This is a genomic window from Umezawaea sp. Da 62-37 (assembly GCF_032460545.1).
In the GTDB taxonomy this organism is placed as follows: Bacteria; Actinomycetota; Actinomycetes; order Mycobacteriales; family Pseudonocardiaceae; genus Umezawaea.
Map to the genome: position 1 here is coordinate 1,681,185 of NZ_CP135965.1, position 13,169 is coordinate 1,694,353.

Annotated in this window: 10 protein-coding genes; 2 read left to right on the forward strand and 8 right to left on the reverse strand. The window is 72.4% G+C overall.

The window, feature by feature from the left end:
• Positions 1–22 precede the first annotated feature (22 nt).
• Positions 23–2,713 (reverse strand): AAA family ATPase, encoded by a 2,691-nt coding sequence (locus RM788_RS07170; protein WP_315930733.1) that lies wholly within the window; start codon positions 2,711–2,713, stop codon positions 23–25.
• A 24-nt stretch (positions 2,714–2,737) separates the two neighbouring features.
• Positions 2,738–4,570: a multicopper oxidase family protein gene (locus tag RM788_RS07175; RefSeq protein WP_315930734.1), complete on the reverse strand. Its 1,833-nt coding sequence runs from the start codon at positions 4,568–4,570 to the stop codon at positions 2,738–2,740.
• A gap of 113 nt (positions 4,571–4,683) precedes the next feature.
• Here RM788_RS07175 and RM788_RS07180 point away from each other — a divergent pair, with 113 nt between their 5' ends.
• Positions 4,684–5,112, forward strand: a complete 429-nt coding sequence (locus RM788_RS07180; RefSeq protein ID WP_315930735.1) for a hypothetical protein — start codon at positions 4,684–4,686, stop codon at positions 5,110–5,112.
• Positions 5,113–5,305: 193 nt separating this feature from the next.
• Here RM788_RS07180 and RM788_RS07185 read toward each other — a convergent pair whose 3' ends face one another.
• On the reverse strand, positions 5,306–5,974 hold the full coding sequence (locus RM788_RS07185) for a Type 1 glutamine amidotransferase-like domain-containing protein (protein WP_315930736.1): 669 nt from the start codon (positions 5,972–5,974) through the stop codon (positions 5,306–5,308).
• A 146-nt stretch (positions 5,975–6,120) separates the two neighbouring features.
• On the opposite strand from RM788_RS07185, the gene RM788_RS07190 reads away from it, so the two are divergent.
• Positions 6,121–6,534 (forward strand): hypothetical protein, encoded by a 414-nt coding sequence (locus RM788_RS07190; protein WP_315930737.1) that lies wholly within the window; start codon positions 6,121–6,123, stop codon positions 6,532–6,534.
• On the opposite strand, the gene RM788_RS07195 is transcribed toward RM788_RS07190, so the two are convergent.
• The 5 genes from RM788_RS07195 to RM788_RS07215 are packed head-to-tail and all read right to left on the reverse strand — an operon-like array spanning position 6,510 to position 13,166.
• Positions 6,510–7,571, reverse strand: coding sequence for a GNAT family N-acetyltransferase (locus RM788_RS07195; protein ID WP_315930738.1), 1,062 nt, complete (start codon positions 7,569–7,571; stop codon positions 6,510–6,512). The genes RM788_RS07190 and RM788_RS07195 overlap by 25 nt on opposite strands.
• Positions 7,571–8,542: a GNAT family N-acetyltransferase gene (locus tag RM788_RS07200; RefSeq protein WP_315930739.1), complete on the reverse strand. Its 972-nt coding sequence runs from the start codon at positions 8,540–8,542 to the stop codon at positions 7,571–7,573. The genes RM788_RS07195 and RM788_RS07200 overlap by 1 nt, the downstream gene beginning before the upstream one ends.
• Before the next feature lie 19 nt (positions 8,543–8,561).
• A complete protein-coding gene (locus RM788_RS07205; RefSeq protein WP_315930740.1) occupies positions 8,562–10,073 on the reverse strand; it encodes a glutamine synthetase family protein in 1,512 nt (503 codons plus the stop codon).
• On the reverse strand, positions 10,070–11,434 hold the full coding sequence (locus tag RM788_RS07210) for an amidase (RefSeq protein WP_315930741.1): 1,365 nt from the start codon (positions 11,432–11,434) through the stop codon (positions 10,070–10,072). The genes RM788_RS07205 and RM788_RS07210 overlap by 4 nt, the downstream gene beginning before the upstream one ends.
• Positions 11,427–13,166, reverse strand: a complete 1,740-nt coding sequence (locus RM788_RS07215) for a hypothetical protein (RefSeq protein WP_315930742.1) — start codon at positions 13,164–13,166, stop codon at positions 11,427–11,429. Before RM788_RS07215 ends, RM788_RS07210 begins: the two co-directional genes overlap by 8 nt.
• Between the last annotated feature and the right edge of the window lie 3 nt (positions 13,167–13,169).

Sequence of the window (13,169 nt, forward strand, 5' to 3'; positions counted from 1 at the left end):
GTCCGGGTGGCGTCCGGACCGCTCAGCCCTCCGGCTCGACCTGTCCCCTGAGCTGCCTGCGGGAGGTGATGCCCAGTTTGCGGAAGATGTTGCGCAGGTGGGCGTCCACCGTCCGCGGGCTCAGGAACAGCCGGGCCGCGACCTCGTTCGACGTGGCGCCGGTGGCCACCTGCCTGGCGATGAACAGCTCCTGCGTCGTCAGCTGGTCGTACCCGTCGCCCGAACGCCCGCGGGCCTTCTCGCCGGTGGCCCGCAACTCGTCTGCCGCACGCCGGGCGAACGCCTCCATCCCGATGTCCGACAGCAGCTCGTGCGCGGTGCGCAGGTGCCCGCGGCAGTCCCGCCTGCGGCCCTCCCGGCGCAGCCATTCCCCGTAGAGCAGGTGGGCCCTGGCCCGGAACGGCACCAACGGGCTCTCCTCCAGGTGCTCGACCGCCTCCCGGTAGTGGTCCTCCACCCCGGTCACCAACCCGCGCGCGTACGCGGCGACACCCAGCCCCGCGGTCGTCCCACTGGCCTCGGTGCGTTCGGTCAGCGACTCCAACGCCTCGGCCGCCACAGCGGTCTCACCGCACCGGACGGCCGCCTCCACCAGTTCCGGCAGGGTGCCCCCGGCCAGGAACAGGTCGCCGTGCGCGGTGGCCCGCCTGGCCGAGGCGAGTGCGGTCGGGTAGTCGGCAAGTCCGTTGTGCAGCACGGCAGACGCCCAGTGGACGTTCGCGACCAGCTGTCCGGCACCGCTCGCGGTCGCCGCCGCCGTGGCCTTCCCGAACAGCTCCACGGCCTCCTCGCGACGGCCGCGCACCGCGGCCAGCTGCAACCGGTGGTAGAACACCTCCGGTCCGCCCACCGCGTCGGCGATCGCCTCCTCCTCCGCGATCGCCGCCATCGCCCGCCCGAGGTCTCCCGTCCACACGGCGGTGGAGACCACCTGGGCGAGACCGAGGCGCAGCACGAGCGGTGATCCGGACTCGCGACCGCTCTTCACCAGCCACTCGACGATCGCCGCGTGGGCGTGCGGATCCCACAGCTCGCCCGCGATCATCACGGCGAGCGCCGGTCGTTCGGTCCACATCGGACTCTCGTCGCCGTCGAGGACCTTGCGCAGCAGGGGAACCGCGGCCCGGTGCCCGTCCGCGGACAGGACGGCCAGCGCGTCCAGGACGTCCGGGGAGCGCCCCGCCGGCGCGTCGGAGCGCACCGCGGCCAGGACCATGTCCAGCACCCCGCCGGCCCGGCCGACGACCAGCGCCATCTCCAGCGCGTCCAGGTAGCTCTCCCGCGACCGCTCCGGGTCCGACGTCGAGAGCCGCTTCCCGGCGCGCAGCATGAACATCGGCCCGTTGCCGTCGTTGTGCCGCACGAACGCGATCCGGCCCCGGAGCAGATCGACCGCGGCCAGCTGGAGTTCGTCCAGCGCCGCGTTCCCGATGGTGGTGAGGAGTCGCGCCGCCGTGTCGGTGGCGCCCGCGTCGAGGTGCGCCCGCACGGCGGTGAGCGTCCGTTCGACCCGGTCTGCGGTGTCGAGCGACAGCGCCGCCGCGCGTTCCATGAACGCCGCCGCGGCCACCACTCCCCCGCGCGACAGGGCACGGGACGCGGACCGCTCCAGGTCGGCGGCGACCTCGTCGTCGGGGCCGGTGCCCGCCTCGGCGCGGTGCCAGGCCCGCCGGTCCGGATCCGCGACCGGGTCGGTCACCTCGGCCAGCACCCGGTGGGCCGCGAGGCGGTCCTCCGGCTCCGCGGCCCGGTAGACCGCCGAGCGGGCCAGCGGGTGGCAGAAGCGGACGCGGGTGGCGAACTCGACCAGCCCGGTGGCCGCCGCGGCGGCCCCGTCCGCCGTCACGTCGACACCCAGCCGGGCCGCGGCGGGCCACAGCAGGCCGGGGTCACCGGTCGGGTCGGCGCTCGCGATGGTCAGCAGCAGCCGCGCGCCGGCGGGCAGGTCGTCCAGCCTGGCCCGGAAACCGCGCTCGATCCGGGTCGGCGCCGACGACGTGTCCGGCGCGGCGAACCCGCCGGCCCTCGGCAGTTCCAGCAGCGCCAAGGGGTTGCCGCGCGCCTCGGCCATGATCCGGTCGCGCACCTGCTCGTCCAGCGTCACATGGCTTTCCGCCGCCAGCAGCGCCCGCGCGTCGGCGTCGGCCAACCCCTCGACCGCCAGGCTCGGCAGCTCGTCGAGCCCGCTCGCCGCGCAGGGCGGCCGGACCGCGAACAGCACGGCGACGGGCTCGGCGGCCACGCGCCGAGCGAGGAAGGCCAGCGCCTTCGACGACTCCGCGTCCAACCACTGCGCGTCGTCGACGACGCACAGCAGCGGGCGGTCACGGGCGGCCGACGCCAGCAGTTCCAACGTCGCCAGGCCGATGCGGAACAGGTCCGGCGTGCCCGTGACCAGGCCGAACGCGACCTGGAGCGCCTCGCGGTGCCGGGCGGGCAGGTCGGCGAGGTGCTCCAGCACCGGCACGCACAGCTGGTGCAGGGCGGCGAACGGCAGTTCCGTCTCGAACTCCGCCCCGGACGCGTGGACGACCCGGAACCCGGCCGCCAGCCGGGCGTGGTCCAGCAGCGCGCTCTTGCCGATGCCCGCCTCGCCGCGCAGCACCAGCACCCCGCCCCGGCCCGCGCGCGCGGCCTCGGTCAGCTCGTCGACGCGCCCGACCTCGTGCCGCCTGCCGACGAGTGGAGCGGGGAGGTCGGCAGGCGTCCGCATGCCCCGTACGGTAGCGAGCCCGCGTCACTCGGGCGTGTGAGCCGCCGAGTACGGCGAACTGACGCCGGCGTAGGCGAGGTGCATGATCATGCCGTCGGCGCCGTGCTCGAAGTTGTGGCAGTGGTCCATCCAGATGCCGGGGTTGTCCGCGGTGAACGCGATCTCGTACACCTCGCCGGGGGCGACGTTGAGGGTGTCGGTCCACCACGGCGAGCCGCTCGCGGGTTCACCGTTGCGGGACAGCACCCTCACCCGGTGGCCGTGCAGGTGCATCGGGTGGTCGATGACGCTGCGGTTGGCGATGCGCACCTTCACCCGGTCCCCTTCGGCGACCGCGAGCGTGGGCACCGCCGGGTACAGGCGGCCGTTGATCAGGCTGCTGACGTAGCCGAACTTCCCCTGGCTGAAGCCGAGGCCGTCGTCCAAACGGAGGTCGTAGGTCCGGTCGAAGCCCTCCGGGACAGGCGTTTGGCCGGAGCCGTAGGTGAGCGGGTCGAACAGCGGTCCGCCGGTGGGAGCCGACTTCTCCGCCTTGCCGTCGGGGCTGTAGGTGAGCACGGCGGAGTCCGGGGCCTCGGCGACGGCCAGGGTGACCGGGCCGTTCGGCATCGTGAAGGTGAGGTCGCGCCGTCCGCCCGCGGGCAGCAGGAACTCCGTCCCCTCGTCCACCGGTTCGGCGCCTTGGGCCGCGTTGCCGTCGATGGCCGCCACGGTGGGCTTGGTGCCGCCGACCTGGACGTGCTTCGGCTCCCTGGAGCTGTTGACCAGCCGCAGGCGGACCTCCTTGCCCGCGTCGACCACCTGCCGGGCGGGTTGGTCGGATCGATCGAGGGCGATGACCGGCCTGTTGGCGTCCGGCCACTCGTGGGTGAAGACCGTGCGCTCGACGTCCGACGGCACCGCGTCCTCGATGACGAGTGCCCCGAACAGGCCCCGTTGCACGGTGCCCAGCGCGTCGCGGTGCGTGTGGTACCAGAAGGTTCCCGACCGGTTGGGCACGAAGCGGTAGACGTGCTCCTGGCCGGGCAGGACCGCGTCCTGCGTCACGCCGGGCACGCCGTCCTCGGCGTTGGGCACGTCGACACCGTGCCAGTGCACCGTGACGCCCTGCTCCACGTCGGTGTTCACCAGCGTCACCTCGATGAGCTGGCCCTGCTCGGCCCGGATCTCCGGGCCGGGCGCGGTGCCGTTGAACGTGAGCGCGTCGATGCTCCGGCCGGAGTCCAGGCGCACCTCGGTGTGGGCGGCGGTCAGGGTCACGCGCACGTCGGGTTCGCGGTCGCGGGGACCGGTCAGCTTGTCGACGGTGACGTCCCCGGCCACCGGGTGGTGGTGCTCCTCGGGAACCGCGTTGGCCTGGCTGGCGAGCGCGAGCGAGACGGCGGGCACCAGCAGGAAGGCCGTCGCCAGCCAGGGCGCGCGGGAGGCGCGCGAGCCCTGCCGGCGCCAGCGGCCCAGCGCGACCGACAGGCCGTTGAGCACGCCCAGCGCCACCACCGACCCGACGACCACGGGGATCGCGTCCTGGAGTCCGAACGGGACGAGGAACCACCAGACCGACAGCAGCACGCCTGCCGCGCCGACGTGGACGGTGGTGGGGTCGGGTCGTCGGAGGGCCACCGCGATCGGGAGGACCGCAAGCGGGACCTGCACGATCAGCCGGGTGTCGGCCAGGGCCAGGCCGCCGGTGAGCAGGAGCAGGGCGACGACCAGTCTGGCCGCCACCAGTGCCGCGGTCACGCGCAGCCAGCGGCGTCGGCGGGCGGGGTCGCCGGACGCCTGGGCGGCCAGGACGAGTGCGGCGATGACGGCCAGCACGGCCAGCGTCATGTCTGTGAGGAAGAGCGGCTCGAACACCTGGTCAGGGTGACCGGCGTCGGGGTGTGTTCGCGTCGGTGGAAGTCACCTACGTGTGTCCGGATCGGGCCGGGCGGTACTTTCGCTGAAGACGACTTCTCGGAGGCACTGGGATGACCGGGATCGACGACCGCGAACTGGCCGGGCGGCTCGCGGCCACGGCACTTGTCGAGATCCGCCATCTCGCGGGACGACCGCAGGGGGAAGGGGAATCGGGCGAGACGCTGAAGCGGATCAGGTTCCTGGCCAACCTGACGCACAACCTGCCGATGGTCGCCAACCAGCCCGCCCGCCGGTCCGCCCGCGGGATGCCCCCCAGCAGGTCGGAACGAGCGATGCGGGCCCGGCCGATGAGCTGGACCTGGAACACCTCCGAGCCGGAGGAGCGTGCCTGGATTCTCGCGCAGGTCGAGGAGGAGGGACTCACGTGGACACCTCCACCACCCCTGCCCCGCCCGAGCGAGGACGTTCCCGTACTCCGCGGATGGCAGCGCATCGGGCTTCCCCTCGGATGGCCGGTGAAGACACCTCCTCGCCGCTGACCGCTCCCGCGAGGAGCACGGGTTCTGAAAGCCCTGGACAGCGAGACGATCCTCGACCTCTTCGCGGAAGCCGAACGTCGGCAGCCCGGTTTCGTCGAGGACAGCCCGTGGCTGCGCGTCCGACTTGACCCCGATGCCACCCACGTGACCCCGCACCCGCGGCACTACAACAGGTTCCTCCCGACCCGACCCGTCACGGATCGAACCGCCACCGGCCCTCGGAGACGACGTCCACCTTGTCGTCGACGACGCGGACGGCCGTCTCGTCGTCGATGAAGTAGATCGGGAAGTCCGCCCGCCCGGCGACGCGGTCGGCCCAGGCGTCGTCGCGTTCCGGGAAGTCGGGTGAGTCCAGGTGCGGTTTCAGGTACCAGTCGAACAGGCCGAAAGGCGGTTCGAGGGTCGTCGCGCCGAGCACGTGCAGGTCCGCGGTGTCCCCGATGACCTCGGCGGAGTGCTCCGTGAGGTTCCGGCTGAAGATCATCGATCCGGCGCTGAACCCCACGTAGACCCGGTCCTCCAGCGCCTCCAGGAAGCCGTCGGCCAGGTTGTTGCCGGTGATGCTGCGCGCGAGGTGGTAGTGGCTGCCGCCGCCGACGTGGACGACGTCAGCGTGGAGGAGCCGGTCGAGCACCATCCGTCGGGGCAGGCCGTTCAGCTCCAGGACGTCGAACTCCTGCCAGCCCAGGGCGTGCAGCCTGTTCATGTCCGAGAGGAACCAGCCGTGGTCGCCGGACTCGGCGACGGACGCCGTCGGGACGTAGACGACGTTCGCCGAGCCGAACGGCCTCCCCACCATGTCCCGCAGCACGTCCCGCAACGTGTCGTTGCGCAGGCCGCCCGACGTCAGCAGAAGGTTCACCGGGCGAGCCAACCACGGTCGCACGAGCGCTCGCAACGCACGTCGATCTACGTAAGTACCACCGACGCGACGACACCCCTCCCGACGACAAGCTCGACGCGGGGCCCGGCCGCCACGGAGCCGGGTCCCACGAGGGAAGGAACGCCATGGCGAACGCGGACGCCCCCAGCGCACTCGCGGATCGGATCGGGCGGGTGCTGCTGGCCCTGTGCTCGATCGCGACCGTCGCCGCGTTCGCGGGCGGGATCAAGCTGATCACCGAGGTGTCCGACGAGCGGGTGCTCACGGAGGCGTGGCGGGCGTTCGCCTACATCGTGTTCGCGGGGATGTGGGCGATGCTGGCCGTCGCGCCCCGTGCGCAGCGGGGCGTGTGGGAGTTGCTGCTGATCCAGAAGACCGCCATCACGGTGTTCGCCCTGGTGTTCTTCGACCTGCCCGACGCGAAGCAGACCTTCTTCGTCGACGCGAGTCTCGTCGTGGCGACCGTGATCGCTCTCGTGCTGTGCCGGGGCTGGTACGGGTGGCGGGCCGCCGGTCAGAACCGGAGGTCGGCGGTGTAGTACGGCGAGAGCTGGCACCCCCTCCGGCGCTTGGCGTCGAGGGTGCCGTAGCCGTAGGCCAGCAGTTCGACGCCGCGCGCGGGCGCCAGTTCGACGGGTTGGTAGAACATGCAGGAGAAGTAGCCGTAGGAGGCGTCGGGCTCGGTGTAGTCCGAGCCGATCAGCATGACCGTCCACTCCGGACCGTCCTGGATGAACAGGCTGAAGCTGAGCAGCTTGTCGCCGTCGGACACCGTGAACACGGTGATGTCCTCGGGTGCGACGTGTTCGCGGATGCCGTCGAAGATGGCGGCCTGGTCGGCGCGGTTGACCTTGCCGTCGTACTTCTCGATGAGGGCGCACCTGAGGTCGAGCAGTTCCGGCTCGTCGGCGGCCATGGGGCGGTGGGCGCGGACGAGACCGCGTTCGTCCATGCGGTTGATCTCGCGCTTGGCCTCGTCACGGTACTTCTTCGGCAGCGTCCGCAGGTAGCCGTCGAACTCCGTCCAGGTGACCGCCATGTCGCAGCGCTCACCCTTGCGGTGCACGCCGAAACCGGCCTTGGCCAGTTCGTCCATCAGCGGCTGCGCGCGGGGCGTGAGGTAGAGCAGGGCGATGGACGCGACGCCCTCGGACTTGGCCCACGCCACCAGTTCGGCCACGAACCGGCGCAGCACCTCGGGGTCCTCCGCGCCGGGGCCCGCCTGGTAGGTGGCGTAGTTCGGGTACATCAGCACCAGGCACGGGTGGACGTCGGCGGGGTCGAGGTCCACCGGCCACGGGTGCTCGTCCTCGGTGAACAGGCCGAGGTGGGCCGTGCGGCCGGTGAGGACGTGGTAGGCGTCGCGCCGGGGCACGGCGGCGGGTTCGGGCAGGACCGTGCCGCCCATGGCGACCAGGCACCTGCCGTCGTCGTCGCGCAGCGCGAAGGTGCTGTACGGGCCGGGGTACCAGGACTGGCCGAAGCGCACCCAGCGACCGCGACCGGCCGCGGGGCCGTCACCGGCCACCGCGTCCCAGTCGTCGGGCAGGCCGGGGGTCACCAGCAGTTCGGCCATCACACGTCCACCACGTAGGCGCTGAGGTCCTGGGGCACCAGGCCGTGGCGCATCTTGAACTCGCCGTTGCGCCGTCCCGCCTCCAGCGTCGGCAACCCGAGCTCGTAGCCGAGCCGCATGAAGGAACCCCACATCAGGTAGTACGGGCTGAACGCCAGCTTCGTCTCGCGGTCGTACCCGAGCGCCCACGCGTGCAGCCGGGTGTCGTCCACGAACAGGATCGCGAAGCCCAGCGGCTTCTCGTCCAGGGCGATCTCGATGATCCACGCGGTCGGCGTCTCGGCGAGGAACTTCACGAGCTTCTCGGCGTCGTAGTAGCCCGGCGACCCGACCCGGTCCATCGTCGTCAGCAGCAGGTTCAGCTTCGACACCTGCTCGTCGGCCCCCGGATGGCGGGTGGTGATCTTCACGCCCGCCTCGGTCGCGCGCCGCCAGTGCCGCTGGTACTCGCGGCGGTTGGTGGGCTTGATCGAGGCGATCACCCCCTCCTCGCTGCCGAACTTGGCCAGGTCGAGCCAGTACCGGGTGTCCAGGTGCACGCCCTTGAGACCCGCGGACTCCAGCGCGTGGGCGCTGGGCGAGCCGTCGGCGACGTTGATGAACCCGGTGCGCGCCAGGCCCAGCGACGCGGCCACCTCGCGCATCGCGTCCAGCAGCTCGGTGGCGATCTCCGGGGTCGCCTCCGCGGCGACCAGCCTGGTGTCCGAGCAGTGCCAGACCTGGCTGAGCAGCGCGTGCTCACCGGGCCCGAGGCCCAACGCGCCCAGCGGGTCGCCCTGCACGAAGCACGGCGCGAACGCCACCACCTCGTCGGCGTCGTCGAGCAGTTCGACGTAGTAGTTGCCGTGCACGGCCTGGATCGGGTAGCGCTCGTAGGCGCGCATGAACTCGGTGCCGTAGTTCATGTTCGCGCCCGCCGCCTTGACCACCGCGGCGGTGCCGGGGCTCAGGTCGTCGACGCTGCGCACCACCCGGCGCCGGTAAGCGCCGCTAGTAAGTGGCGAAGTACTCACTGTGCTCCCATTCGGTGACCTCGTCGTCCCGCACCGCGCCGCCGCCGGCGCGCCACTCGTCGTACCTGACCTGCTCGCTGAGCTTCATCAACCGCAGCGCGTCGTGCAGGACCCCGCCCAGCGTAACGCGGTAATGATCACTCGCCGTGAACCCCTTCAACGCCTCTTCGAGCGTCGTGGGCAGCGGCAGCGCCGTCGTGCTGTGCGGGTCACCCGCGGGCGGGCCCGGCTTGAGCCGGTTGTCCACGCCGTCCATCCCCGCGCTGACCTGGCTCGCCAGGTACAGGTACGGGTTGGCCGACGGCTCGCCGATGCGGTTCTCCACGTGGCTGCCGGGGTCGCCGTTCGCGCCGAGCACCCGCAGGAACGCGCCGCGGTTCTCGGTCGACCAGGCGATCCGGTCGGGCGACAGGCTGAACCCGGTCCGCATCCGGCGGTAGCCGTTGATGGTCGGCACGCACAGCAGGCTCGCCGCGGGGGCGTGCTCCAGCAGCCCGCCGAGGTAGGACATGCCCAGCTCCGACAGCACGTCCGCGCCCGGCTCCGCCACGAACAGGTTGCGGCCGGTCTCGCGGTCGGCGATCGACTGGTGCAGGTGCCAGCCGCTCGGGTCGAACCCGCGCAGGCCGGGCAGCGCCATGAACGACGCGTGGTAGCCGCTGCGGGCCAGCACCTGCTTGGTGACCGTGCGGAACAGCAGCATCGCGTCGGCGGCGTCCAGGCCGTCCATCGGGTTGAAGGTGAACTCCAGCTGCCCCGGCCCCGACTCGTGCTCGACGGTCCGGATCGGCAGGCCCAGCGCGAGCAGGGCGTCGATCACCGGGTCGATCACCGGCATGACGGCGTCGAGCAGCGAGTCGGAGTTGAACTGGTAGCCGCCGTTCACCGGCTCCACCTCGGGCGGTGTGCCCTGGACGCCGAACCCGCCGATCGGTCCGGGCGGCTGCCCGGTCCTCTTCGTCAGGTACCACTCGACCTCCAGCCCGACCACGTAGCTCAGGCCGCGCGCGGCGAGCTGCTCGCACTGCCGCTTGAGCACCGCCCGGCCGGACAGCGGGTGCGGCGAGCCGTCGCGCAGGTGCTCGTCGCCGATCACCCACCCCGTCGGGCGGCCGGTGTGCGGCAGGACGCGGAACGTGCGCGGGTCGGGCACCACGATGAAGTCGCCCGCCCCCATCAGCTCGGGGATGCCGATCCCGCCGCCCTCGGCGAAGAAGTCGACGGCGACGGCGTGCCCGGTGTCGAAGACGAACGGGCCGGGGCTGAAGTCCATGCCGTTGCGCAGGACGGTGCGGAACACCTCCGTGCTCACGGTCTTGGAGCGCGCGATGCCGTGCGGGTCGCCGTACACGACCCGCACGAAGTCGACCTCGTCCAGCCGCGCCTCCAGCGCGGTGGCCGCGGCCTGCCGCTCGTCGTCCCACAACCCGTGCCGGGCGACGAAGTCCGTCTGCCCCGCCGACTGCGCGAGGTAGCTGTCGCTGTTCACCCTTGGTCCCTTCGGAGGTACTGGTGCCGCCACGGGCGGGCGGTTTCGAACCGTTCGGCCACGTCCAGCAGGAGGTCGTCCTCGTGCCGTCGGCCCGCGAGGTGCAGCCCGACCGGCAGTCCGGCGGCGGTGAACCCCGCCGGGACGGAGACGGCGGGCTGGCCGGTGAGGTTGAACGGGTACGCGGCGCGGCACCACGCCAGCCAGTCGAGGTCGTCGCCGTCGTCGTCGGGCCGCCACCGGTCGACCGCGAACGGCTCGATCCACGCGGTGGGCGAGGCGACCACGTCGAAGCGCCGCATCAGCGCGTCGACCTGCTGGAGGAGCCGCTGCCGCTCGGTCAGCGCGTGCGCCAGATCGGCGGCGCTCAGCCGTCGCCCGTGCTCGACGACGCGCAGCCGGAACGGGTCGGACAGCGCGTCGTCCTCGGGCCGCTGGCCCGCGTCGAACGCCGCGAGGATCGTGACCAGGTGCGGGTACGGGTCGGTGAACGGCGGTTCGACCTCGACGACGTCGCCGAGCTCGTCCGCCGCGGCCCGCGCGATCGCCGCCACCTCGCCGGACTCGTCGGGCCAGCGCAGCCAGGCGACCCGCACGGCACCCGTCCAGGAGCGCCGCGGCAGGCGTGGCGTCGACAGCGGGTCGTCCGGGTGCGGCCCGGCGATCACGTCGGCGACCAGCCGCGCGGTGGCCACGTCACGGGCCAGCGGGCCGAGGTGGGACAGGCCTTCCGGGCTCATCGGCACGTAGGGCACGCGCCCGAACGTCGGCTTGTAGCCGACCACCCCGCAGAACGCCGCGGGAATCCGGATCGAGCCCGCGCCGTCCGTGCCCAGCGCGGCGACGCCGATCCCGGCCGCCGTCGCCGCCGCGGCGCCGCCGCTGGAGCCCCCGGCGCTGCGGGTGCGGTCCCACGGGTTCGCCACGGGTTCGGTGATCCGGTTGGCGGTGCCCGCGCTCCAGCCGAACTCCGAGGTGGACGTCTTGCCGATCAGCACCGCCCCGGCGCCGCGCAGCCGGGCCACGGCGGGCGCGTCCTGCTCCGGCACCCAGTGGGCGCGCAGCAACGAGCCGCGGGTCGTGCGCACCCCGGCGGTCGGCGTCAGGTCCTTGACCGACACGGGCACACCGAGCAGCGAACGCCCGAGCCAGGCCCCCTCGCCGTCGGCCAGGATCAGCCGTTCCGCCTCGGCCGCCTGCGCCAGGGCGAGGTCGGCGGTCACCGTGGTGAACGCGCGCAGCTCCGGTTGGGTCTCCTCCAGCAGGTCGAGCGTCGCGCGGACGTGCTCGGTCGGGGACACTTCCTTGGTCGAGTAGCGGGCGCGCAGTTCCGCCGCGCCCGCGTACCTCAGGTCACCCATGGAACCTCTCGTACCAGCTCTTGCCGAAGTCGACGACCTTCGGCTCGTGCGCGGACATCGCCTGGTAGAGCTGCTTGAGCAGCAGCGCCGTGGCGATGGCCCCGCGCAACTCCCCCACCGTGAACGCGGGCAGGGACGTGCGCATGAGCCGCAGGTCGTAGAGGCCGGGCAGCGCGCGGCCGTCGTAGTCGATGCCGAACGGGACGCGGATGGCGTACCGGACGCCGAACGCCACGTGCCCGGTGTGGTGCTGGTCGGACCACGACGCCACGTCCGGCATCGTCGGCGCGAAGAACCAGTCGTCACGACCGGGTTCGCGCTCCACGACCCCCAACGTCGAGGGCAGGTAGTGCCACGTGTTGAACCGCATCCTGGCGCTGTAGGCGGCCAGCGCCCGCGTGAGGCCGGGTTTGAATTCGCGGAACCGCTCCACGAACGCCTGCCGGGGCGCGACGCAGCAGTAGAAGTCGCCGGTGCCCAGCCCGAGCGGGTCGATCTCGTGCTCGGTGCGCAGCGGGTCGAACGTCTCCGGGCCCCGGCTCATCGCCACGTCGGCGTCGAACGCCTCGGCCGCCGTGGTGACGAACGCGTGCAGGACCGATTCGAACGCCGTGGTGAACCCGTCGGGCGCGGGCGCGTCCACGAGTCGCGCGGCCAACTCGGTGAACAGCGGTGGCATGTCGGCGATCCGGGTGTCGACGGGCGAGTCGACCCCGAAGAATTCCGCTAATCGGGCCATGACCGCCTCCGGCGCGTCGCCGAGCACCGCCGGGGTCGGCAGCAGGTGCTCGGACTTGTGCAGGTTCAGCCCGTTGATCACGCGGTAGGGCGTGGAGTCACCGCCGCTGACGGTCTGCTTGCGCAGCGCGGCGCACCGGACGGCGAGTCCCTCCAGCTGCCGCAGGGTCGTTCCCCCCGGCAGCGGCGCACCGCCGTAGGTGCCGATGCGCTCGACCAGGAAGCCGCGCAGGGTGTCCACGTCGAGCTGGGTGCCGTTGAACTCCTCCAGCCGCACCGGCGGACCGGACATCAGCAGGACGTCGGTGCACGCGACGAAGCACGCGTCCACCGGGTCCCAGTCCGCGACCGGGGTCGCGCGCAGGCGGTTGAACAGCGACCGGGCGTGGGTCGCGGACAGCGACTTCCCCGGCAGGGTCCCGAACTTGGTCAGGTTCGTGTAGACCCGCTCGTCGACGTAGATCAGCACCGGCGCCATGTGCACGATGGCGTGCTCGATGCGCTTGAGCCGGGCGTGCACTTCGGCCTCCGGCTGCGCGACCAGTTCGGCGTGCAGCGCGGCGACGGCCCGCGTGGTCCGGTCGTGCTCGGCACGCGCCCGCGCCTTCACCTCGGCGGGGTCGACGTCGCCCCACCGCACCCCGCCCAGCGGGAACGCCTCGTCGGGGCCCTCGACCCCGTCGAGCCGCACGGCGAGCCTGCCCGTGCGGGTCAGGAACAGCCGGTCGCCGGTGTTGTCGGTGTTGTCGCCGGCGGCGACGGCGGTGTCCAGGTGGATTCCCGGACCCCGCAACAACTCCACGAGGACCTGGTCCGCGGCGGTGAGCGCCGCGGACCCGATGTCCTCGCCGAGGCGGCCGTCCAGGGTCAGCGCGATCTTCGTGACCACGGCGGCGTCGCGCGACGATCTCGCGACCTGCGCGACATCGGCGACCAGTTCGGTGAACCCTTCGGACTTGAGCGAGACCACAGCTCCCCTTCCCGTGGCTGGCATCCA

Excerpts from the sequence above, each read along its gene's own strand:
- RM788_RS07215 (WP_315930742.1), bottom strand. The coding sequence starts at position 13,166 with ATGCCAGCCACGGGAAGGGGAGCTGTGGTCTCGCTCAAGTCCGAAGGG.
- RM788_RS07190 (WP_315930737.1), top strand. The coding sequence starts at position 6,121 with ATGGCGAACGCGGACGCCCCCAGCGCACTCGCGGATCGGATCGGGCGG.
- RM788_RS07210 (WP_315930741.1), bottom strand. The coding sequence starts at position 11,434 with ATGGGTGACCTGAGGTACGCGGGCGCGGCGGAACTGCGCGCCCGCTAC.
- RM788_RS07195 (WP_315930738.1), bottom strand. The coding sequence starts at position 7,571 with ATGGCCGAACTGCTGGTGACCCCCGGCCTGCCCGACGACTGGGACGCG.
- RM788_RS07180 (WP_315930735.1), top strand. The coding sequence starts at position 4,684 with ATGACCGGGATCGACGACCGCGAACTGGCCGGGCGGCTCGCGGCCACG.
- RM788_RS07170 (WP_315930733.1), bottom strand. The coding sequence starts at position 2,713 with ATGCGGACGCCTGCCGACCTCCCCGCTCCACTCGTCGGCAGGCGGCAC.